Consider the following 20,869-nt stretch of genomic DNA (forward strand, 5'->3'; position numbering starts at 1 on the left):
AAGATCCTTACTTGTCGGTACCGCTGGAGCCGACGACGGCGAGGAAGACGTCTTCGAGCGTCGGCTGTTTCTCGACGTACTCGACCTTGACCGGCGGCAGGAGCTGCTTGAGCTCGGTGAGGGTGCCGTCGACGATGATGCGGCCCTCGTGCAGGATCGCGATCCGGTCGGCGAGCTGCTCGGCCTCGTCGAGGTACTGGGTGGTGAGCAGCACCGTCGTGCCCCGGCCGGCAAGCTCCTTGACGCACTGCCACACCTCGATGCGGCCCTGCGGGTCGAGCCCGGTCGTCGGCTCGTCGAGGAAGATGACAGGTGGGTTGCCGACCAGGCTCATCGCGATGTCGAGCCGCCGGCGCATCCCGCCGGAGTAGGTGGCCACCTTGCGGTCGGCCGCGTCGGTGAGCCCGAACCGGGTGAGCAGCTCGCCGGCGATGCGGTCGGCCCGCTTGAGGTGGCGCAGCCGGGCGACCAGGACCAGGTTCTCGCGGCCGGTGAGGATCTCGTCGACCGCGGCGAACTGCCCGGTGAGGCTGATGGCGTTGCGCACGTCGGCCGGCCGCCGGGCGACGTCGATCCCGTGGACGCGGGCGGTGCCGGCGTCGGGTTTGAGCAGCGTGGCGAGGATCTTCACGACGGTGGTCTTCCCGGCGCCGTTGGAGCCGAGCAGGGCGAAGATGCTGCCCGTGGCCACCTCGAAGTCGACGCCGCGCAGGACGTGCACCTGGCCGTACGACTTCTGCAGGCCCTTGACCTCGATCATTGCGGTGCTTCCCTTCGGGGGGTGGTGACGCGGCGGATGATGACGTTGCCGTAGCCGGCATGCAGGTGGAGTTCGACGGTGCGCTCGCTCTCGGCGGCCGCCGGATCGGGGGTGAGCTCGTTGCGGACCCGGCCGTGGGCCGAGCTGGCGTCGATCCAGGCCGCGACCCCGGCCGGGACGCCGACGTCGATGTCGGCGTGGCCGTTGTCGAGCCGGATCGTCCCGCCGGTGACCTCGCGGACCCGGATGGGACCGTGGGCGCTGCGCGCGGTCACGTCGCCGAGGGCCCGCTCGACGGTGAGCGGACCGGAGGTGGTGACCTCCACGTCGCCGCCGGCGGTGCCGAGCTCCGTGGTGCCGTGGGCGGCGCGCAGCCGGGCCTCGCCGTGCACCGCCGCGATGCGGATCGCGCCGTGGCCGCCGGTGACCTCGAGCCGCCCGGTCACCGCGGCGATGTCGATGCTGCCGTACGCCGCCTCCAGCACGAGGTCGGCGACGGTGTCGGCGGTGACGCTGCCGTACTTGGCCACGATCCGGGCGTCGCCGAGCACACCGCGGGTGCGTACCGAGCCGTACGTGTTCTCGATCTCGACCCGCGATCCGGTCGGCACCTCGCAGCGCACGTCGACCGAGTCGCCCTTGCTGAACAGGTTGAGGCGGCGCGGCACCCGCACCCGCACCCGCCCGTCGTCGAACGTGACTGTCGAGTCCCGGGCGAGCGACTCGTCGCCGCCGCGCCCGGGCGTGCTCGGCCCGATCTCGACGACGGTGTCGCCGCGGTCCGAGGCGACGACGTCGACGAACGCGACACCGGCCGTGACGTCCAGCTCGATCGGGCCGGACACGTCGTAACTGGGCATGGTGCGACCTCCACATGGGCGTGCCGGATCGGCCCCGCCGACGGCGGGGCTGTTCGATGTGCTGATGGGCGGGTTAGCGGGCCCAGCCGGTGAACCGGTCGCCCGCCCTGACCTTGCGGGCCACCGCGGCCGGGCGGGCGTCGGGCTCGAGGGCGGCCGCGATGGCGCGGACGAACCACGAGTTGACCGACACCCCTTCGGCCGCCGCCGCCTGCTCGGCCCGCGCCTTGAGCCGGTCGGGCAGCCGTAGTGTCGTTCGTGATGTCACAGTGGTGTCATCCACCGCCTCGGCCGGGTTCGCCACCGCGTCCCGAAGCTCGGCGGGTGCCGCCGGCTCGGGCGCGTCGGCCCGTGACACCACGAGGTGCGGCTCCCGCCCCCGCAGCACCACGTCGACTGATGCGGGCGCGATCTGCTGCGTGATCTCGGTGGAGACGTCGCTGAGCACGCCGAGCAGCATCAGCCGCACGGCGGCATCCATTGCCGCGTTGAGCTGCTCGGCCGCCGCCCGGGCCCCGGCGTCCCCGTGCTCGGCCGCCGCCGCCAGCTGCATCTGGAGTTCGGAGACGTACCGATCAAGTTCCATGACACCAAGGTAATCGGGGCGTGGTGTCATGTCAAGCGTCTGTGACACCACGCGACACCACTCGGCCGAGCCCGACTGCGGCCGGGCGGCGCGACCGGGCCGGCGGCCTGGCCGGGCTGCCGCGGAGCCATCGAGCCCCTTGACAGCAGGCGCGCGGCAGGCGAGGCTCGGAGAGCGCTCTCTCGGGCGTGTCGAGGTCACCGCCATGACCCTGAACGGAGCCCCATGCCCATTCGCCGTACCCTGCTCGCCGCCGGACTGGTCGCCGCGCTCGCCGGCGGCCTCGTCGCCGGGGTCCGCGCCGCCGAGGCCGCCGACCAGCCGTGGCGCGACGCGTCACAGACCCCCGCGCAGCGCGCCGACGAACTGCTCGCCGCCATGACCCAGGCCGAGAAGCTCACCATGCTGCACGGCGGCGCCGGCTGCGGGTTCGCCGGCTGCGTCGACGCCAACACCCGGCTCGGCATCCCGCAGATCCGGCTGCAGGACGGCCCGGTCGGCGCCGGCGACGGGTTCACCGGCGTCACCCAGATGCCGGCCCCGGTCGCCGCCGCGGCGAGCTTCGACACCGCACTGGCCCGGCAGTACGGCGAGGTCCTGGGCTCCGAGCAGTGGGGCAAGGGCACAAACGTGGTCCTCGCCCCGACCATCAACATCGTGCGCGACCCGCGGTGGGGCCGGGCGTTCGAGTCGTTCGGCGAGGACCCGTACCTGGCCGGGCAGATCGGCGCGGCCGACATCCAGGGCATCCAGAGCCAGGGCCCGATGGCGCAGGTCAAGCACTATGCGGCCTACAACCAGGAGACGAACCGCAACACGCTGTCGGACAACGTGATCGTCGACGCGCGCACCCAGCGCGAGATCTACCTGCCGGCCTTCGAGACCGCCGTCCAGCAGGGCCAGGCCGACTCGGTGATGTGCTCCTACTCGGCCGTCAACGGCGCGTTCGCCTGCGAGAACGGCCCCCTGCAGAACGACGTGCTCAAGCGCGACCTCGGCTTCACCGGGTTCATCACCTCGGACTGGGGCGCCACGCACTCCACCGTCGCCTCCGCCAACAACGGCCTGGACATGGAGATGCCCGGCAGCCAGTACTTCGGCTCACCACTCACCACCGCCGTGCAGAACGGCCAGGTGTCCGCGGCGACGATCGACGAGCACGTCCGGCGCATCCTGCTGTCGATGTTCCGCCGGGGCCTGTTCGACCGGGCGCAGACCGTCAACACGGCCGCGGTCGTCACGACAGCGGCGCACGCCGGCGTCGCGCGGCAGGTCGCGCAGGAGGGTGCGGTACTGCTGAAGAACGCCTCGAATGCACTGCCGCTGGCCACCGGGGCCAACGTCGCGGTCATCGGGCCCGGCGGCGGGACCCGGGCCATGGCCCAGGGCGGCGGCAGCGCGGCGGTCAACGCGCCGTACCTGGTCACGCCCTACGACGCCATCCGCGCCCGCAGCGCCTCGGCCGTCTACGCGCCGGGCATCGCCTCCGCCGACGGGGCGCTCCCGCCGGTGCCGGCCGGCGCGTTCACCGGGCTCACGGCGGCCTACTACAACAGCACCGACCTGTCCGGCAGCGCGGTGCTCACCCGGGCCGAGAGCGGCATCGACAAGGTGTGGGGCGGCGCCTCCCCGGCGGCCGGCGTCAACGCGACGAACTGGTCCGCGCGCTACACCGCCACCCTGAAGCCGGCCGCGACCGGCACCTACCAGTTCTCCCTGACCAGCGACGACGGCAGCCGGCTGCTCATCAACGGCCAGCAGGTCATCAACAACTGGTTCAACCAGGGCAGCACCACCCGCACCGGCTCGGTCGCCCTCACCGCCGGGCAGAGCGTCAGCATCGAGGTCGACTACTTCCAGGGCGGCGGGGCCAGCAACCTGACGCTCGGCTGGTCGGCGCCCGGCCAGTCGGTGCACGACCAGGCGATCGCGGCGGCCCGGACCGCGGGCACCGCACTGGTCTTCGTCGACAACTTCGAGTCGGAGGGCTCGGACCTGGCCGGCATCGACCTGGCCGCGGCCCAGAACCAGCTGGTCACCGACGTGGCCGCGGTCAACCCGAACACGGTCGTGGTGGTGAACAGCGGCTCCGCGGTCACCATGCCGTGGCTCGGCAGTGTGAAGGCCGTGATCGAGGCGTGGTACCCGGGCCAGGAGGACGGCAACGCCCTCGCGGCCCTGCTCTACGGCGACGCGAACTTCACCGGCAGGCTCCCGGTCACGTTCCCGGCGCGGCTCGCCGACGCCCCGGCGAGCAGCGCGGCGCAGTGGCCCGGGCAGGGCGGGCAGGTCCGGTACTCCGAGGGCCTGAAGGTCGGCTACCGCTGGTACGACGCGCAGAACGTCGCCCCGCTGTTCCCCTTCGGCCACGGCCTGTCCTACACCACCTTCGCCTACGCGAACCTGACCGTCGGCGCGCCGGACGCCGCCGGGCGGGTGGCCGTCGCCTTCGACGTCACCAACACCGGTCAGCGCGCCGGCTCCGAGATCCCGCAGGTGTACGTCGGGCAGCCCAACGCCACCGCCGAGCCCCCGAAGAACCTGCGCGGCTTCACCAGGGTCACGCTCGCCGCCGGCCAGACCCAGCGCGTGACGGTCACGCTCGATGCGCGCAGCTTCCAGTACTGGGGCACCGCCTGGACCACCGCCGCCGGCACCCACCAGGTGTACGTCGGTGCCTCGTCCCGGGACATCCGCCTCACCGGCCAGGTGGTCATCGGCGGCTCGACCCCTGTCGAAACGCCCCTGCCGCGCACCGGCTGGACGGCCACCGCCTCGGCCACCGGTGGCGCCGACGTGCCGGCCCGGGTGCTCGACGGCGACGCCGGCACCCGCTGGTCGACGGGCGCGCCGATGGCCGCCGGGCAGTGGCTGCAGGTGGATCTCGGCACCGCGCAGACCTTCGACCGCCTGCGCCTCGACTCCGCCGGCAGCACCAACGACTACGCCCGCGGCTACCAGGTCCTGACGTCGGCCGACGGGGTGAGCTGGAGCGCCCCGGTCGCCACCGGCACGGGCACCGGCGCACTGCTCACGGCGACGTTCCCGGCCCAGACCGCGCGGTACGTGCGGATCGTCCAGACCGGCACGTCGAGCAGCTGGTGGTCGGTGGCGGAGCTGAACCTGGACACCTCCGGCACCGTCACCCAGCCCACCGGCGGCGTCCTGCCGCGCACCGGCTGGACGGCCACCGCCTCGGCCACGGGCGGGGCCGACGTGCCGGCCCGGGTGCTCGACGGCGACACCGCGACCCGCTGGTCGACGGGCGCGCCGATGGCCGCCGGGCAGTGGCTGCAGCTGGATCTGGGGGCCGCCCGGACGTTCAAGGAGCTGCGGATGGACTCCGCGGGCAGCGCCGCCGACTACGCCCGCGGCTACCAGGTCCTGACCTCGGCCGACGGGGTGAGCTGGAGCGCGCCGATCGCCACCGGCACCGGCTCCGCGGCGCTGGTGACGGCGACGTTCCCGGCGCAGACGGTGCGGTACCTGCGCATCGTGCAGACCGGGACGTCGACGAGCTGGTGGTCGATCGCGGAGCTCAACCTGTACGCCTGACGTGTTCAGCGATAGGTCCGCCAGCCGAGTGCGACGGCGAGCCCGAGGCCCAGCACCGCGATGAGCACCCGCAGGGCCTCGGGTGGAGACCGCCGCACGATGGCCGGCCCGATCCGCCCACCGATGAATCCGCCGATTCCCAACGGCACCACGGCGAGCCAGTGGACCGGCCCGAACACCGCGTAGGCGACGGCCGCGACCGCGTTGGCCGATCCGAGCAGGACGTTCTTCATCGCATTGCCGCGGGCGAAGGGCTCCGCGGTCAGCGCCAGCAGCAGCGCCAGCATCATGATCCCGGCGGCGGCACCGAAGTATCCGCCGTAAGCCCCGATCAGGAACACGCCCCCGAACAGGGTCCACCGCCGCGCATGCCCGGCCGCGGCGGGCCGCCGGGGCAGCAGGATCGCGGCGGACGCCACCGCGATCAGCCCGGGCACGACGAGCTCGAACGACCCGGCCGGCGCGAGCAGCAGCAACGCCCCGCCGGCCACCCCACCCGCGACGGCGGCCACGACGAGCCATCGCAGGCGCCGCCCCTGCCCGGCCAGCTCGGCCCGCGACCCGGCAATCGACCCGGCACTGCTGAACACGAGCGCGACACTGTTCGTGACGTTGGCCGTCACCGGCGCCAGCCCGGCGGCGAGCAGCGCCGGGTAGCTCACCAGCGACGCCACGCCACCCACCGCCCCGACGAGCCCACCGCCGACCCCGGCCACGACAAGCGCCGGATACATCCACCACGCCACGCCGAGCATGATCCACCGCGAGCGACCGGGCGTCCAGCCGGCCGGGTCGCCCGCGGCGCTGGACCGCGCTACTTCAGATGGGGCTTGACCTGGGTGTTGTAGATGCCTTCCAGGGTGCCCTTCAGCTTGGTCAGCTGGGTCTGGACGTCGCCGTTCTTCGTCAGGATCTCGGCGCAGGCGTTGGCCATCTCCTGGTCGGCACCGGGCAGGAAGACCCGGGCCCAGTCCTGGTTACGGGTGGCCGCCAGCTGGTCGATCGCGACCTGGGACTGCGGCGTCTTGGACGTCAGCGCCGAGGTGTCGGCCGACTTGCGCACCGGCATGTAGCCGGTGGCCTGGGCGAACTTCAGCGTGTTCGCGGGCGACGTCAGGAACTTGATGAACGTGGCCGCGGCGACCTGGTTCTCCGGCTTGATCTTCTTCGGGATGCCGACGCCCGCGCCGCCGGTGGGGCAGACCGGGGAGGTCGACTTCGGGCCGCCGGGCAGGAAGCCCGCGCCGACGTCGAACTTGGCGACCTTGAGGATGCCGACAAGGCTGCCCGTCGAGCCGACAGTCGCGCTGACCGCGCCGGCCGACAGGTCCTGGGTCGAGTCCTTGCCGGCGACGCCCGACCACTTGCCCTTGTAGACGGCGTCGGCGAGGAACTGCAGCGCCTGGACCGACTCGGGCTTGTCACAGGTGACGTCGAAGGTTTCCTTGGCCGACCAGCCGCCGCCGGTACCCCACAGGTTGTTCTGGAAGCTCCAGCCCGCATACCCGGCCAGGGCCGGCAGCTGGAACGCGTTCTGGAGCCCGGCGTTGGCCGACTTCAGCTTCGGCGCCCACTCGGCGAACTCGTCCCACGTCTTCGGCGCCCGGTCCGGCAGGCCGGCCGCGGCGAAGTGGGCCTTGTTCCAGTAGAACAGCGGCGTGGAGCGCGCCCACGGCACCGCCCAGGTCGCGCCCTTGTACTTGTAGTCGCTCAGCAGCTGCTCGCGGTAGTCGCCGGTGTCCCAGTTCAGCGCCTTGAACAGCCCGTCGAGCGGGACGATCGAGTCCTGCAGGTAGTAGCGGAACCACCACACGTCGGAGAGCACGACCAGGTCGGGCAGCGTGCCGCCGGCCTGCGCGGCCTGGAACTTCTGCGCGATGTCCTCGTAGGTCGAGCCGGCCGAGACCAGCTGCACCTTGATGTCGGACTGGCTCTGGTGGAACGCGTCGATGATCTGCTGGGTCACCTCCTGCGAGGAGCCCGGGTTCGACGACCAGAAGGTGATGGTGCCGGCCGGCTTGACGCCGGTGTAGTCGAGGGTCTCGGGCTTGCCGGACGAGTCCGTCGAGGTCGTCGACGGGCCCCCGCTGCACGCGGCCAGGGCCGCGGCCGACAGTCCGCCGGCGGCGAGGCCGAGGAACCGTCGCCGGCTGATCTCGCCGGCTTGTGGCTTGGGCAAGGACATGGTTGTTCCTTCCTGGTTGTACCTGTTCACCCCTTGACGGCACCCTGCGTCAAGCCGGTGACGATGTAGCGCTGGAGTGCGGCGAACACGACGAGCACGGGCAGCAGGACCATGACGGTGCCGGCCATGACGATGGCGTAGGAGGCGGCCGAGCTCTCGCTGTTCTGCAGCAGCGTCAGGCCGACCGGCAGCGTCATCATCCGCGGGTCGGAGACGATGACGAGCGGCCACAGATAGTCGTTCCACTCGAAGACGATGTTCACGAGCGCGACGGTGGCGATGCTCGGGGCGGCCATCGGCACGACGATGCGCCACAGCCGCCGCCAGTGCCCGGCCCCGTCGGTCTCGGCCGCCTCGATCACGTCCGGCGGCAGCTGCAGGAACGCCTGGCGCAGCAGGAACGTGCCGAAGCCGCTGCCCAGCCCCGGCAGGATGATGCCCCAGTAGGTGTCCTGGCCCCCGAGGCTGCTGATGAACGTGAAGTTGGGTACCACGCTCACCTGCGGCGGCACCATGAGCGTCGCCAGCACCGCCCAGAACACGTACCGCTTGCCGGGGAACCGGACGAAGACCAGCGCGTAGGCGGTGAGGACGGCCAGCAGCACCTTGAGGCCGGCCCCGACGACCGTGACGATCGCCGAGTTGAGGAACAGCCGCGCGAACGGCACGGCCCGGGCCGCGTCGGCGTAGTTCTGCGGGTGCCACGGGTCGGGCAGCACCACGAGGTTGCGGGTGATGACGTCGGCCGGCGTCTTGAACGACGACAGGATCATGTACGCCAGCGGCAGCACCACGACCAGGATGGCGAGCAGGATCGGCACGTAGCCGGTGACGAGCGTCGCGGCGAGGTTGCGGCGGGACAGCGGGCGCGCTTCGGCGGTCGTCACCTGTAGTGCACCCGCCGCTCGACGACGACCAGCTGCACCAGGGTCAGCACGACAAGCAGCACGAAGAGGACGGTGGAGATCATTGCCGAGTACCCCGCCTGGTTGTACCCGCCGAAGGCCCGCAGGTACGCGTCGTAGATCAGTGTCGTGGTGCCGCGGCCCAGCGGCGTCATCGCGCGGATGAGGTCGAAGGCCTGCAGCGAGCTGAGCGTGCTGGTCACCAGCAGGAAGAACGTCGTCGGCGACAGCAGCGGGAGCGTGACCGAGAAGAACTTGCGGCGCGGCCCGGCCCCGTCGACAGCGGCCGCCTCGAGGATGTCCGCCGGGATGGCCTGCAGCCCGGCCAGGTAGATGACCGCCGCATACCCGAGGTTCTTCCAGACGTACACGAGCACGACCATGACGAGGCTGAGCGTCTCGTCGTTGAACCATTGCGGGCTGGTGCCGCCGAACGCCCGGATGACCGCACCGAGCGCGCCGACCGTCGGGTCGAAGATGTACTGCCAGGCCAGCCCGACGCCGACGCCCGAGAGCACGAACGGCGAGAACACCGTCGCCTGCGCGAGCCCGGCCCCGCGGATCCGGCGGTTGAGCCCGAGCGCGACGAGCAGCCCCAGCCCCATCGACAGCGCGACGGTCGACACCGTGAACCACGCCGTGGTCAGGAAGACGTGGCCGGCCTCGCCCGAGCTGAAGAACTGCGTGTAGTTGTCGAGGCCGACCGCCCGGGCCGTGGCGGAGCCGAGCGTCCAGTCAAGCGTGGAGTAGTACACGTTGAGCACGAGCGGCCGGTAGGTGAACCACGCGATGAGTGCCACGTTGGGCACGGCCAGCGCGACGAACACCGCGGCCTCACGCAGCGTCCGTCGCCGGCGGGCCGACCTCGCCGCCCCGCGGTGCTCCGCGGCCGTTGCGATCATGGTCGGCAGCTAACCGAGCGTTGTTGTATCACGGGCGGCCGGGCGGTGAACGTTGTCCATCGGCACCTCGAAGTCCGAGCCGCACCATGGCGAGCGGCGCTGTCTACTGCACGGCCGTGAACCGAGCAATGCGAATGCGTAAATATTAGATTTAGCCGATCTTCGCGGGCAAGGCACGAATTGATCACCTTCGACGGTGGCCGGCCACGCCTTGACGCGGCTATTCCCACAGGGAATAGTGGCCGCATGTCCACCTTGCATGCCCTGCTCGGGCTCCTGGCCTCCCAGGGCAGCCGGCACGGCTATGAGCTCAAGCGGGAGTACGACCGCCGGCTGCCCGGCGTGCGGCCGCTCGCGTTCGGCCAGATGTACACCACGCTGGCCCGGATGCAGCGCGACGGCTACATCGCCGAGGCGGAGCACGAGCGGGCCGGCGGCCCGGACCGGGTGGCCTTCCGCCTCACCGATGAGGGCCGCTCGGAGCTCGACGCCTGGCTGCGGACCGTGGTGCCGCCCAGCACGCAGATCGCCGCCGAGCTGTTCGTCAAGGTCATCGTCGCGCTGCTGGCCGCGCCGGACGAGACGACCGCACGCTCGCTGCTCGCCGCCCAGCGGGCCGTCCACCTGGCCCGGATGCGGGAGCTGACGGCGGTGAAGACGACCGCCGGCACCTCGGTCTCGGACCTCGCCGCGGCCGACTACCTGCTCAACCATCTGGACGCCGACCTGCGCTGGATGGCCACCACACTCGACCGGGTCACGGCGCTGCGCGCGGAGGTGATGGCATGACCGCCACGACGGCCGCTGTGATCGCGGCCCGGCAGGTGGGCAAGGCCTACGGGCCCACGACCGCCCTCGACGACGTCTCGCTGACCCTCGGCCCGGGGGAGATCGTCGCGGTGACCGGACCGAGCGGCTGCGGCAAGTCGACGCTGCTGCACTGCCTGTCCGGGATTCTCCGGCCGGACCGGGGCGAGGTGTGGTTCCAGGGCCGCAACCTGGCGGGGGAGAGCGAGCGCGCCCGGTCGCGGCTGCGCCGGACGGCGTTCGGGGTGCTGTTCCAGTTCGGCCAGGTAGTGGCCGACCTGACCGCGCAGGAGAACGTGGCCCTGCCGCTCCAGCTGGGCGGGGCCCGCTACCGGGAGGCCGCCGCGACCGCCCGGCGGTGGCTCGACGAGCTCGGCGTCGGCGACCTGGCCGGCAAGCGGCCCGGCGAGATGTCCGGCGGCCAGCAGCAGCGGGTCGCGCTCGCCCGGGCACTGGTGACGGGGCCTGCGGTGCTGTTCGCCGACGAGCCGACCGGAGCCCTCGACAGCCTCGCGGGCGAGCAGGTGCTCGCCGCGCTCGTCCGGCTGGCCCGCGGGCAGGGCACCGCGGTGCTGCTGGTGACCCACGACGCCCGGGTCGCCGCGTACGCCGACCGCGAGATCACCATGCGCGACGGCCGGGTCGAGTCCGACGGCCTCATCGCGGCCGGCGGCGTCGCGTGAGACCGGGCGCCGTGCTCCGGCTGGCGTTCGCCGGCACCCGCGCCGACCGCGCCCGCGTGGTCGTCACCGCGCTCGGCGCCGCGGTGGCGGCACTGCTCCTGCTGTGTGCGGCGACCGCGCTGTCGGTGGCGCCGGACCCCGGCCGCTACCACAGCCGCCTGTTCAACACCGCCACGCTGCTGTCCAACCTGGGCTTCTCGATGGTCCTGCTCACCGTGCCGGCGCTGGTCCTGCTCGGGCAGTGCGCGCGCCTGGCCGCACCCGCCCGGGACCGGCGGCTGGCCGCCTTCCGGCTGGCCGGTGCGTCTCCCGCCCAGGTGGCCGGGGTCGCGGCGGCCGAGACCGGCGTCGCCGCCACCATCGGCGCGCTGCTCGGCCTCGGCGCCTACCTCGCCGGCCGCGCCCTGCTCGACGACCCCGCCCCGGACGGCACCCGCGGCCTGCCGACCGACGTGCGGCCGGCCGCCCCGGTGCTCGCCGCCATCGCGATCGGCGTGCCGCTGGCCGCGACGGCGCTCACCGTCGTGCTGCTGCGGCGGGTGGCGATCACCCCGTTCGGCGTCGTGCGGGCCGCCCGGCGCCGGCCGGTCAGGGCGTGGCCCGGCCTGCTCGGCCTGGCCGGGCTGCTCGGCTTCACGGGCCTGGAGGCGGCCTCGCGCACCGACCTCGTCCGCTCGGGCCGACTGGGCACCGGGGCGGAGTGGGTCCGCCCGGGTGCCGTCCTGCTGTGCACGGTGCTGCTGCTCCTGGGGCTCATGCTCGGCACGGCGTGGCTGGGCCAGGTCACCGCCCGGCAGCTGCTGCGCCTGACCAGGCGCCCGAGCGCGCTCATCGCGGCCCGCCGGATACTGGCCGACCCGTATGAGGCGACCCGCACCTACACCGTCATCCAGGCCGTGACCGCGTTCGGTGGCGGCGCGATGATGCTGCACGCCTGGCTCGTCACCAACGCGGCCGTCCGCGGTGCGGCCGCGCGGGAGGCGGCGCGCCGCCACGGCGGCCCGGCCTGGGACCCCAGCGGCACCGCCGCCTTCCGCGCCGACGTCTTCAACCTGGTCAACGCGGTCCTGCTGGCACTGCTCGGCCTGGCCGCCCTCGCGCTGCTCGTCGCGCTGGTGGAGTCGGGGGTCGCCCGGCGCCGCACCGTGGCCGCGCTCGTCGCCGCCGGCACCCCGCGCGCCGTCCTGGCCCGCGCCCAGTGCTGGCAGGTCCTCATCCCGACAGTGCCCGGCACTACCCTGGCCGCGCTGGCCGGTCTGCTGGCCGTCCGCTCGTTCACCGGCACCGCGACCGGCGGGTGGGGCGATGTCACGCTCGTCTTCGCGGTACCGATGCCGTGGGCCGAGACCGGCGCCCTGGCCGGGGCCGCGCTCCTGCTGATCCTCGCCGTCGTCGGGGTGAGCCTGCTCCTGCAGCGCTCCACGGCCGACCCGGCGGAGCTGCGCACGACCTAGAATCGGCCGGTGCCGATCCGACTCCGCCCGGTGCTGCGCCTGTCCGCGGTGGCGCTGCTGGTCCTGCCCGCGGCGTGCGCCCGCATCGTCGAGCCACCGGCGGGGACCGGCCAGTCGCCGTCGCCGGCGCCCATGACCCAGGTCCGGCTGCCGCCCGAGGCCGAGGGGCTGCCGGACCGGGTGCTGTTCGGCGTCGCCAACCTGCCGCTGCCCCTGGTGCTGTCCGGCACCACCGCCTACATCGCCACGCTCACGAGCCTGCTCGCCGTCGACGTGCGCTCCGGGCAGACGCTCGCCACCGTCGCGCCCGCGCATCCGCTGGGGCCCGGCCCGCGCGGCCCGGCCTGGAACCCGGCCGCTCCGCCGATCCTCGTCAAGGGCACTGTGGTGGTACCGCTGCTGGCCGAGGGCCCGGCCGTCGAGCTGATCCAGGTCGAGGCGGCCACCGGCCGGCGCCTGGCGTCGGCCACGATCGCCATCGACGCCGTGCCGCAGCCGCCTACTGTGGACAAGCAGTGGCTGGCCGTCGCCGGCGTGGCCGGGACCGTCGCCGTGCTGCGGGTGAACGGGACGACCTACGGCGTCGACCTCGCCCGCGGCACGACGGTCTGGCGGGAGCCCGGCTTCACCGCCGCGGCCCTTGCCGGCGACGTCATCGTCGGCTGGTACACCGAGGCCGGCGCGGCCCAGCGTGCCGCCGGGCTCCGCGCGGCCGACGGTGCGCGACTGTGGACCGACAAGACGGCGGGCCGGGGCCTGTCGGCGGTGACCGGCGGCCCGCAGCTCGCCGTGCTGCAGGGCCGGGCCGACGGCCGTTACCTCCGCGTCGTGCAGGCCGCGACCGGCCGGCCGCAGCCGCTGCCCGCGAACGTGACGGCGGCCGTCGCCAAGGCGTCCACAGTGGACGGCGACGCCTTCGCGTGCCGCTACGACGGCGCCTCCACCACGGTCTGCGGCGCGATGTGGGACGACTGGAACGCGGCGTTCGACGCGACGACCGGCCGTTGGCTGTGGGAGGTCCGGGCCGTCACCAAGGGCCGCACGCCGATCCGCCTGACCGCCGCCTGGCACGGCCTCGTGTACGGCACCGAGAACGGCACCCGCCCGGTCGTCCTCGATGCGCGCACGGGCGCCGTCCGCGCCTCCGCCGCCGTGGCCGCACCCTACGTGGTCGACGCCGCGGCGGGCGTGGGGCCGCCGATCCAGGGCGACGGCATGTACGCGTTCTCGATAAGCGTGCAGTGAGCCGCTCAGTGTTTCGCGCGCGCCGATAATACAGCTCCATGGACCACGGCGCCCGCACCGAGCTGATCACCCACCTGGCCGCGGCGGTCACCGCCGTCCCCGCCGCCCACCCGACCCGGGTCGCCGTGGACGGCCCGCCCGCCGCGGGCAAGACCACCCTCGCCGACGAGCTGGCCGCCGTCCTGCGCGCCGCGGGCCGCCCGGTCATCCGCGCGACTGTCGACGACTTCCTCTTCCCGCGGGCCCGCCGCTATGCGCGCGGCGAGCTCTCGGCCGAGGGCTGCTACTTCGACACTCACGACCGCGCCACGCTGCGCCGCGTCCTGCTCGACCCGCTCGGCCCCGGCGGCGACCGCCGCTTCCGGACGGCCGCCTACGACCACACCACCGACGCGGTGCTGTCCCCGCCGCCCGCGACCGCCCCGGCGAACGCCGTGCTGCTCTTCGACGGTGTCTTCCTGCTGCGCCCGGAGCTGCTCGACCGGTGGGAGCTGCGCATCCTCGTCACCACCGAGCTCGAGCGGACAGTGGACCGGGCCGTCGTCCGCGAGCGCGGGGTCGCGTCCCGCGCCGCTGTCGAACGCCGTTGGCGGGAGCGGTACATCCCGTCCCAGCGCCTCTACTTCGCCACCGCCCACCCGGCCCGTCACGCCGACTTCATCGTCCACAACGACGACCCCGCCCACCCGGCCTGGGAGCGCCGGTCAGGCCTGCACTGACGCCGGGGCCGGCGCCGGGGTCGGTGGTGCCGGTGGCTCGGGGGCGGCGCGGGTCAGGCGGCGGGTGCCGGGGATCAGCAGCTGGGACAGGGCCGCGGCGAAGAGGACGGCGGCGCAGACCGTGAGGACGCGGTTCGTGCCGTACGCCGCGGCCAGCGGCCCGGCCAGGACGTTGCCGACCGGCATGGCGATGAACGAGGTCAGGGTGTCCCAGGAGCCGACGCGGCCGAGGGCGCGGTGCGGCACGTTGTCCTGGATGGCGGTCTCCCAGGCGACGTCGAAGTAGATGAGGCCGGCGTAGCCGATGACCGCGCCGGCCAGCACGGCGACGAGCTGGGCGGGCCAGACGTACGCCAGGGCCCACAGCGGCATCAGCATCAGCGTGAGCCAGCCGGCCCGCAGCAGGCGCCGGGGGCGCAGGCGCAGCGCGACGGCGGCGCCGATGACCCCGCCGAGGCCCTCGGCGGAGGCGATGAAGCCCGCCGATGTCGCGCCGCCGAGCCGCTCGATCGCGACGACCTGCACCAGCACGAGGATGACGCCGTTGGCGATGTGGTAGACGGTGGCGCCGAACAGGCCCCCGACCAGCCAGTCGCGGCGGCTGACCTCGCGCCAGCCGTCGGCGAGCTCGCGGAGCATCGACTCGCGCGGGCCGCGCTCGGTGCGCACCCGCAGCAGCAGCGCGGCGGCCATCGAGGCGAGGAAGCTGGCCGCGTTGACCGCGAAGCCGGCCGGTGCGCCGAGGGCGGCGACGGTCAGGCCCCCGAGCGCGGGGCCCGCCACCGAGCTGCCGGTCTGGAGCATGCTGAACCGCGCGTTGGCCGCCTGGCGCCGCTGCGCCGGCACGAGCAGCGGCTTGAGCGCGATCATCGCGGGGCTGAAGAAGCTCCCGGCGCCGGCCGTGATCGTGGCAAGAGCACAGAGCAGCGGCAGGTGGTACTCGCCGAAGCCGAACATCACCGCCATCGCCGCCGCGCCCAGGAGGCGGACCAGGTCGGACCCGACCATGACGCGCTGGGGCTGCAGGCGGTCGGCCCAGACGCCCCCGAACAGGGTGCAGGCCAGCATGGCGGTGACCGAGCAGGCCATGACCACACCGAGGTCGCGGGCGCCACCGCCGGCCCGGACGACGGCGACGGCGAGCGCCACGGTCTGGAAGCCGTTGCCGATCCAGGAAAGGGTCTGGCCGGTGGCGAGCAGGTGGAAGTCGGAGATCCGGGGCATGGTCCGACACGGTAGTTCGCCGTCGAACTATTCACAATCTAATAATCAGATGATGGCAGAATGGTGGTATGACCGAGGCGAGGGACGGCGTCGACCACCACGTGGCCCGGTGGGCGGCGTTCTGGAAGGACGACCCCGCGTTCGTGCCCGAGGTCGAGGGCGCGCTGGTGCGGATGGGGCAGATACTGCGCCACATCAAGCGGGTGGACGCGGCGGCGTTCGCGGACGCCGAGGACTTCACGCTGGAGGACTACCGGACGCTGCACGCGCTGATGGTCCAGCCGTACCCGACCGAGGCGAGCCCGGCCCAGCTGGCCGACGCCACCCACGTCACCCGGGCCGCCATGACCAGCCGGCTGGACCGCCTCGTGAGCGCCGGGCTCGTGCACCGCGAGGTGGACGCCACGGACCGGCGGCGGGTGATCATCCGGCCGACCGCGGACGGGCGGGCCGCGTGGAACCGGTACATCTTCGAGGGCATGGCGCGCGACCAGGAGGTGCTGAAGGCGCTGTCGCACGACGATCTGGTGCAGCTCAACGCCCTGCTGCGCAAGGTGATGCTGTCGCTTGACTAACCGCGGTCGGAGGCGCTCAGCGACCTCGAGCCGCTGGCCAGGATCGTCGCGATGAGGGCCTTCACGGCCGGGCGCTCGGCCGCCCGCGGGTTGGCCAGCAGCACCAGGTCGATGTGGCCGAGCTCGGGCAGGCGGTGCGCCGGGCCGAGGGTGGTGAGCTGGGCCGGCACGAGGCTCGCGGCGAGGGCCGACACCCCGATCCCGGCCGCGACGCCGGCGATCAGGCCGTTGACGCCGCGGCAGACGCACGCGCTGCGATACGGGATCCCCGCCCGGTTGAGGGCCTTGCGCATCTCGTCGCGGGAGATGCTCGGCGCGGCGTACACCACCAGCGGCACCGGCTTGGAGAGGTCCACCCGCGTGGCCGGCGTGCCGACCCAGACGAGCCGGTCGCGCTTCACGAGCTGCCCGCGCTCGTCGCCCGGCGGCCGCTTGCCGACGAGCACGTCGAGCTTGTCGTTGACCATCCACTCGTGCAGCACCCGGCTCTGCTCGACGGTCAGGTAGAAGTCGACCATCGGGTTGTCCCGGCGGAACTCGCGCAGGATCTGCGGCAGCCGGGTGAGCGCGAGATCGTCGGACATGCCGATGCGCAGCCGGCCGCGCGGGCGGGGCCCGGAGAAGTACGCGGCGGCCTGCTCGTGCGCGGCGAGGATCGCGCGGGCGAAGCCGATCATCGCCTCGCCGTCCGGGGTCAGCGCGAGCGAGTGCGTCGTGCGGTGCACCAGCGGCCGCCCGACCTGCTCCTCCAGCCGCCGGATGTGCTGGCTGACGGTCGGCTGGCGGATCCGCAGCCGGGCCGCGGCCTGGGTGAAGCTGCCGGTCTGCTCGACGGCCAGGAGCGTCGCGAGCAGCTGGGGGTCGTACGCCGCGGTCATAGCGAAACCCTATAACTGTGAGTCGGTTTATCGGCCTTCTCAATGACCATCGGCCGGGACAGGATGAGGAGCGTGACATTCGCCGCGCTGCGTTACCGCGGTTACCGCACGTACCTGATTGGACAATCCCTCAACAACACCGGCGCCTGGATGGGCAGCGTCGCCCTGGACTGGCTGGCCCTGCGCCTGACGGACAGCCCGGCGGCCGTCGGCGTCGCGATGGCCCTGCAGTTCCTGCCCATCCTCTTCCTCGGCGTGCACGGCGGGGCGCTGGCCGACCGGTATCGCCGACGCACGCTCCTGCTGCTGACCCAGTCCGTCAACGCCACGCTCACCGTCGCCCTGGCCGTCCTGACGATCGCCGGCGCGATCCGCATCGAGCACGTGTTCGCCTTCGCCCTGCTGACCGGCCTGGTCTTCGTGGTCGACGCGCCGACCCGCCAGGTGTTCGCGACCGAGGTCGTGCCGCCCGAGCACCTGCGCGCCGCGGTCTCCCTCAACGCCGCCGTCTTCCAGGCCACCCGGCTCGTCGGCCCGGCCATCGCCGCCCTGCTGATCGGCACCGCCGGCACCGGCTGGGTCTTCGCGGTGCAGGCCCTGTGCTTCACCGGCCCGACGATCGCGCTGCTGCGCCTGCCGGCCACCCCGGTGCCACCGCGCACGCCCCGCGAACCGGGCGCCTTGCGCACCGCGGGCCGCTACGTGTGGCGCCACCCGCCGGTCTTCTGGACGATCCTGCTGGTCGGCGTCGTCGGCACGTTCGGCCTCAACTTCCCGATCGTGCTGACCGCCCTGGCGAGCGACACGTTCGGCGGCTCGGCCTCGCTCTACGGCCTGTTCAACATCGTCCTGGCCGCCGGCTCCGCGGCCGGTGCCCTGCTGGCGGGCGCGCTGAGCTCGGCCCGGCTGCCGCGGATCGTCCTGCTCGGCGGCCTCTTCGGGGCCGTCCAGGCGCTCGCCGCGCTGGCACCTGGGCTGCCGGTGTTCCTGCCGCTGCTGGCCGCGCTCGGCTTCGTGAACCTCGCGTTCCAGGCCCTGGCCAACGCCTCCGTCCAGCTCTGGGTCGACCCCGCGGTACGCGGCCGCGTGATGGGCCTCTACATGCTGGTCTTCACCGGCGGCACCCCGCTCGGCGCCCCGATCATCGGCGCGCTCACCGACCACTTCGGCGCCCGCTGGGGCATGGCGGTCTGCGGCCTCGTCCCGGCCGCGGCGGCGGGCGCGATCGCCGTCCTGCACCGGCGGCCCCGACCGGCTGTCCGGGCCCGCCGGTCGGTCCCGGCCACCACCTGGACGGCCCCCGACGCCCGCGGCGCCGGCGGCCGCGCGGCTGTGCGGGGAGGCGGCGGCCGATCCGCCCGGCCCGTCACGTCGATCGCCGCCGGCGCGGCAACGGCCCGCGACGGGTGACCGGGGCCGCGCCGTTGCCGTTGCCACGCCGCTGTAATGCCGCCGGGTGGCAAATGCAGCATTGTCGCGTGCGTACATGAGCACATATCATGCAGCCCATGACCGCCGCCGACCCGCACCACGGCCACGACCACCACGACCATCACGGCCACGGGCACCATGCGCATGACGACGACCGTGGCGGCCATGGGCACGAGGGCCACGGGCATGAGCACGGTCACGGGCCCGTGGCCGTGCGCGGTGCGAGGGTGGCGGGCTGGTGGCACCACGCCCGGCACGTGGTCACGCCGCACTCGCACGACACCGCCGACAAGGTGGACTCCGCGATGGAGGCGTCCCGCGACGGCGTGCGCGCGCTCTGGATCTCGCTCGTGGTGCTCGGGGTCACCGCCGGGCTGCAGGCGGCCGTCGTGGTGGTGTCGCAGTCGGTGGCCCTGCTCGGCGACACGCTGCACAATGTGGCCGATGCGCTGACGGCGGTACCGCTGGGCATCGCGTTCGTGCTCGGGCGGCGGCTCGCGACCCGGCGGTACACCTATGGCTTCGGTCGTGCGGAAGACCTCGCCGGGCTGTTCGTCGTCGGGTGCATCGCGGCATCGTCGGTGCTCGCTGCGTATGAGGCGGTGCAGCGCCTGCGCCACCCGGCCGACGTCCGGCACCTCGGCTTCGTCGCCGCGGCGGCCGTGATCGGCTTCCTGGGCAACGAGATCGTGGCGCGGTACAGGATAGGTGTGGGCAGGCGCATCGGGTCCGCGGCACTGGTGGCCGACGGCCTGCACGCCCGCACCGACGGGTTCACCTCACTTGCCGTGCTGGCCGGCGCCGGTGGGGTCGCGATCGGCTGGCGGTGGGCCGACCCGGTCGTCGGGCTGCTCATCACCGCCGCGATCCTGGTCGTCCTCAAAGACGCGGCCCGGGAGGTGTACCGCCGCCTCATGGACGCCGTCGACCCCGCCCTCGTGGACCAGGTGGAGGCCACACTGCGCGCCACCCCGCAGGTCCGCGGCATCGGCGAGGTCCGGCTGCGCTGGATCGGCCACCAGCTGCGCGCCGAGTGCCAGATCGCGGTCGCCGACACCGCGACGATCGTGCAGGCCCACGCCATCGCGCACGACGCCGAGCACCGGCTGATCCACACGGTGCCCCGGCTCACCGCCGCCGCCGTCCACGCCGAACCGGACGGCCCGGACCGGGCCCGCCACCACGAACCGGTCGCGGCGCACCGCTGATGGCCCACGAACCACCGTCCGGCGCCCAGGTCGACGCCGCCGTGACCGCCCTGCGCATGCTCGCCGACCCCACCCGCCTGCGCCTGATGTGGGAGCTGCGCGAGGGCGAGCACGACGTCACCACGCTCACCGCAGCCGTCGGCGCCGCCCGCCCCGCGGTCTCCCAGCACCTGGCCAAGCTGCTGCTGGCCGGCCTGGTCAGCACCCGCCGCGACGGCCGCCGGGTCCTGTACCGCGCCCGCGGCGGCCACGTCCGCCGCCTGGTCACCGAGGTCCTGTACGCCGCCGACCACCAGGTTACGCGCGAACCGGAGCACGACTGACACATCAACCCGGCGATACGAACTTGTATACAAATCGGCTGCTGGTGGCAACGATATTGCATGCCGTGGAGCGTCCGGCTAATCGTGATCAAGCGGCGGCCGGCCTTATATTTCGCGTTCTGCGAAAATTGCCGCCAGGTGCCTATTCGCCCGGTGGAGATTGTCAAGCGCTTTACCGTCTGAGTCGACCTGCGGCGCACACGGGCTCCGCGGACGGGAGTTTCGCTCGTCGTGATGGCAGACCGGAGCGAAACATCCGGCCTCTCGTTCGGCACCGAAGCTTCCTTGACCGGTTCGGCGGCTCTTCGTAAACTCGCTGCGGCGGCCGTCGATGTCCATCAACCCAGGAGGCAAGGGCATGGAACAGACCACCGAAGCCGTTTCCGTTCTCGTCGAGCCCGCGGCGCCGCAGGCCGAGTTCGAGACCGACATCCTGATCGAGGACGAGTCCGCGTTCGCGGCCATGCCGCGTCAGGACTGCTAGCAACGACGCACGAATAATGCGGACCGCGGGGCTACGTGGGAATTATTCCGCAACCTGAGGTCGCATCCTGGAAACCGCATCGCCG

At 73.1% G+C, this 20,869-nt stretch carries 20 protein-coding genes; 11 read left to right on the forward strand and 9 right to left on the reverse strand.

Going from position 1 to position 20,869, the window contains the following annotated elements; translation table 11 throughout:
- Positions 1–7: 7 nt before the first annotated feature.
- From Dvina_RS23735 to Dvina_RS23745, 3 genes are all read right to left on the reverse strand, one after another.
- Positions 8–760: an ABC transporter ATP-binding protein gene (locus tag Dvina_RS23735; protein ID WP_223104661.1), complete on the reverse strand. Its 753-nt coding sequence runs from the start codon at positions 758–760 to the stop codon at positions 8–10.
- The gene (locus Dvina_RS23740; protein WP_223104662.1) at positions 757–1,620 is read right to left on the reverse strand and encodes a DUF4097 family beta strand repeat-containing protein; all 864 of its coding nucleotides are present in this window, start codon (positions 1,618–1,620) and stop codon (positions 757–759) included. The genes Dvina_RS23735 and Dvina_RS23740 overlap by 4 nt, the downstream gene beginning before the upstream one ends.
- A 73-nt stretch (positions 1,621–1,693) precedes the next feature.
- Entirely contained in the window at positions 1,694–2,206 is a 513-nt protein-coding gene (locus tag Dvina_RS23745) for a toxin-antitoxin system HicB family antitoxin (protein ID WP_223104663.1), read from the reverse strand.
- A 225-nt stretch (positions 2,207–2,431) separates the two neighbouring features.
- On the opposite strand from Dvina_RS23745, the gene Dvina_RS23750 reads away from it, so the two are divergent.
- A complete protein-coding gene (locus Dvina_RS23750; RefSeq protein WP_223104664.1) occupies positions 2,432–5,761 on the forward strand; it encodes a beta-glucosidase in 3,330 nt (1,109 codons plus the stop codon).
- Between the two features lie 5 nt (positions 5,762–5,766).
- Here the strand turns inward: Dvina_RS23750 and Dvina_RS23755 are convergent, their stop codons facing one another.
- From Dvina_RS23755 to Dvina_RS23770, 4 genes are all read right to left on the reverse strand, one after another.
- Positions 5,767–6,507 (reverse strand): sulfite exporter TauE/SafE family protein, encoded by a 741-nt coding sequence (locus Dvina_RS23755; RefSeq protein WP_246656396.1) that lies wholly within the window; start codon positions 6,505–6,507, stop codon positions 5,767–5,769.
- A gap of 68 nt (positions 6,508–6,575) precedes the next feature.
- Positions 6,576–7,946, reverse strand: coding sequence for an ABC transporter substrate-binding protein (locus Dvina_RS23760; protein WP_223104665.1), 1,371 nt, complete (start codon positions 7,944–7,946; stop codon positions 6,576–6,578).
- A gap of 26 nt (positions 7,947–7,972) precedes the next feature.
- Positions 7,973–8,833 (reverse strand): carbohydrate ABC transporter permease, encoded by an 861-nt coding sequence (locus tag Dvina_RS23765; RefSeq protein ID WP_223104666.1) that lies wholly within the window; start codon positions 8,831–8,833, stop codon positions 7,973–7,975.
- Complete coding sequence (locus Dvina_RS23770) at positions 8,830–9,753, reverse strand: carbohydrate ABC transporter permease (RefSeq protein WP_223104667.1); 924 nt, start codon at positions 9,751–9,753, stop codon at positions 8,830–8,832. Before Dvina_RS23770 ends, Dvina_RS23765 begins: the two co-directional genes overlap by 4 nt.
- 246 nt (positions 9,754–9,999) lie before the next feature.
- Between Dvina_RS23770 and Dvina_RS23775 the strand changes: the two genes are divergently transcribed.
- From Dvina_RS23775 to Dvina_RS23795, 5 genes are read left to right on the forward strand one after another with little or no spacing between them, the layout of a single operon-like run.
- The gene (locus Dvina_RS23775) at positions 10,000–10,542 is read left to right on the forward strand and encodes a PadR family transcriptional regulator (protein WP_223104668.1); all 543 of its coding nucleotides are present in this window, start codon (positions 10,000–10,002) and stop codon (positions 10,540–10,542) included.
- A complete protein-coding gene (locus Dvina_RS23780; RefSeq protein WP_223104669.1) occupies positions 10,539–11,243 on the forward strand; it encodes an ABC transporter ATP-binding protein in 705 nt (234 codons plus the stop codon). Before Dvina_RS23775 ends, Dvina_RS23780 begins: the two co-directional genes overlap by 4 nt.
- A gap of 11 nt (positions 11,244–11,254) precedes the next feature.
- Positions 11,255–12,697 (forward strand): cell division FtsX domain-containing protein, encoded by a 1,443-nt coding sequence (locus tag Dvina_RS23785; RefSeq protein WP_223104670.1) that lies wholly within the window; start codon positions 11,255–11,257, stop codon positions 12,695–12,697.
- A gap of 9 nt (positions 12,698–12,706) precedes the next feature.
- Positions 12,707–13,942, forward strand: a complete 1,236-nt coding sequence (locus Dvina_RS23790; RefSeq protein WP_223104671.1) for a PQQ-binding-like beta-propeller repeat protein — start codon at positions 12,707–12,709, stop codon at positions 13,940–13,942.
- Positions 13,943–13,980: 38 nt separating this feature from the next.
- Complete coding sequence (locus tag Dvina_RS23795; RefSeq protein ID WP_223104672.1) at positions 13,981–14,661, forward strand: cytidylate kinase family protein; 681 nt, start codon at positions 13,981–13,983, stop codon at positions 14,659–14,661.
- Here Dvina_RS23795 and Dvina_RS23800 read toward each other — a convergent pair.
- A complete protein-coding gene (locus Dvina_RS23800; RefSeq protein ID WP_223104673.1) occupies positions 14,647–15,885 on the reverse strand; it encodes an MFS transporter in 1,239 nt (412 codons plus the stop codon). The genes Dvina_RS23795 and Dvina_RS23800 overlap by 15 nt on opposite strands.
- A gap of 68 nt (positions 15,886–15,953) precedes the next feature.
- Between Dvina_RS23800 and Dvina_RS23805 the strand changes: the two genes are divergently transcribed.
- On the forward strand, positions 15,954–16,460 hold the full coding sequence (locus Dvina_RS23805) for a MarR family winged helix-turn-helix transcriptional regulator (protein ID WP_223104674.1): 507 nt from the start codon (positions 15,954–15,956) through the stop codon (positions 16,458–16,460).
- On the opposite strand, the gene Dvina_RS23810 is transcribed toward Dvina_RS23805, so the two are convergent.
- On the reverse strand, positions 16,457–17,338 hold the full coding sequence (locus Dvina_RS23810) for a LysR family transcriptional regulator (RefSeq protein WP_223104675.1): 882 nt from the start codon (positions 17,336–17,338) through the stop codon (positions 16,457–16,459). The genes Dvina_RS23805 and Dvina_RS23810 overlap by 4 nt on opposite strands.
- 72 nt (positions 17,339–17,410) lie before the next feature.
- Between Dvina_RS23810 and Dvina_RS23815 the strand changes: the two genes are divergently transcribed.
- The 4 genes from Dvina_RS23815 to Dvina_RS55270 all read left to right on the forward strand — a co-directional run bounded on the left by Dvina_RS23815 (position 17,411) and on the right by Dvina_RS55270 (position 20,784).
- Positions 17,411–18,748 carry an MFS transporter gene (locus Dvina_RS23815; protein ID WP_223104676.1) on the forward strand — a complete coding sequence of 446 codons (1,338 nt, stop codon included), beginning with the start codon at positions 17,411–17,413 and terminating at the stop codon, positions 18,746–18,748.
- A 98-nt stretch (positions 18,749–18,846) separates the two neighbouring features.
- Complete coding sequence (locus Dvina_RS23820; RefSeq protein WP_223104677.1) at positions 18,847–19,977, forward strand: cation diffusion facilitator family transporter; 1,131 nt, start codon at positions 18,847–18,849, stop codon at positions 19,975–19,977.
- A complete protein-coding gene (locus tag Dvina_RS23825; protein WP_223104678.1) occupies positions 19,977–20,300 on the forward strand; it encodes an ArsR/SmtB family transcription factor in 324 nt (107 codons plus the stop codon). Before Dvina_RS23820 ends, Dvina_RS23825 begins: the two co-directional genes overlap by 1 nt.
- Before the next feature lie 358 nt (positions 20,301–20,658).
- A complete protein-coding gene (locus tag Dvina_RS55270; protein WP_281428402.1) occupies positions 20,659–20,784 on the forward strand; it encodes a hypothetical protein in 126 nt (41 codons plus the stop codon).
- Positions 20,785–20,869: the final 85 nt, after the last annotated feature.

Source organism: Dactylosporangium vinaceum, assembly GCF_019904175.1.
Lineage (GTDB): Bacteria > Actinomycetota > Actinomycetes > Mycobacteriales > Micromonosporaceae > Dactylosporangium > Dactylosporangium vinaceum.

What these genes read in the sequence shown, in the direction of transcription:
- Dvina_RS23825 (WP_223104678.1), top strand. Translation starts at nt 19,977, where the DNA reads ATGGCCCACGAACCACCGTCCGGCGCCCAGGTCGACGCCGCCGTGACC.
- Dvina_RS55270 (WP_281428402.1), top strand. Translation starts at nt 20,659, where the DNA reads ATGGAACAGACCACCGAAGCCGTTTCCGTTCTCGTCGAGCCCGCGGCG.
- Dvina_RS23780 (WP_223104669.1), top strand. Translation starts at nt 10,539, where the DNA reads ATGACCGCCACGACGGCCGCTGTGATCGCGGCCCGGCAGGTGGGCAAG.
- Dvina_RS23770 (WP_223104667.1), bottom strand. Translation starts at nt 9,753, where the DNA reads ATGATCGCAACGGCCGCGGAGCACCGCGGGGCGGCGAGGTCGGCCCGC.
- Dvina_RS23775 (WP_223104668.1), top strand. Translation starts at nt 10,000, where the DNA reads ATGTCCACCTTGCATGCCCTGCTCGGGCTCCTGGCCTCCCAGGGCAGC.
- Dvina_RS23750 (WP_223104664.1), top strand. Translation starts at nt 2,432, where the DNA reads ATGCCCATTCGCCGTACCCTGCTCGCCGCCGGACTGGTCGCCGCGCTC.
- Dvina_RS23820 (WP_223104677.1), top strand. Translation starts at nt 18,847, where the DNA reads ATGACCGCCGCCGACCCGCACCACGGCCACGACCACCACGACCATCAC.
- Dvina_RS23795 (WP_223104672.1), top strand. Translation starts at nt 13,981, where the DNA reads ATGGACCACGGCGCCCGCACCGAGCTGATCACCCACCTGGCCGCGGCG.
- Dvina_RS23800 (WP_223104673.1), bottom strand. Translation starts at nt 15,885, where the DNA reads ATGCCCCGGATCTCCGACTTCCACCTGCTCGCCACCGGCCAGACCCTT.
- Dvina_RS23810 (WP_223104675.1), bottom strand. Translation starts at nt 17,338, where the DNA reads ATGACCGCGGCGTACGACCCCCAGCTGCTCGCGACGCTCCTGGCCGTC.
- Dvina_RS23745 (WP_223104663.1), bottom strand. Translation starts at nt 2,206, where the DNA reads ATGGAACTTGATCGGTACGTCTCCGAACTCCAGATGCAGCTGGCGGCG.
- Dvina_RS23760 (WP_223104665.1), bottom strand. Translation starts at nt 7,946, where the DNA reads ATGTCCTTGCCCAAGCCACAAGCCGGCGAGATCAGCCGGCGACGGTTC.
- Dvina_RS23735 (WP_223104661.1), bottom strand. Translation starts at nt 760, where the DNA reads ATGATCGAGGTCAAGGGCCTGCAGAAGTCGTACGGCCAGGTGCACGTC.
- Dvina_RS23740 (WP_223104662.1), bottom strand. Translation starts at nt 1,620, where the DNA reads ATGCCCAGTTACGACGTGTCCGGCCCGATCGAGCTGGACGTCACGGCC.
- Dvina_RS23805 (WP_223104674.1), top strand. Translation starts at nt 15,954, where the DNA reads ATGACCGAGGCGAGGGACGGCGTCGACCACCACGTGGCCCGGTGGGCG.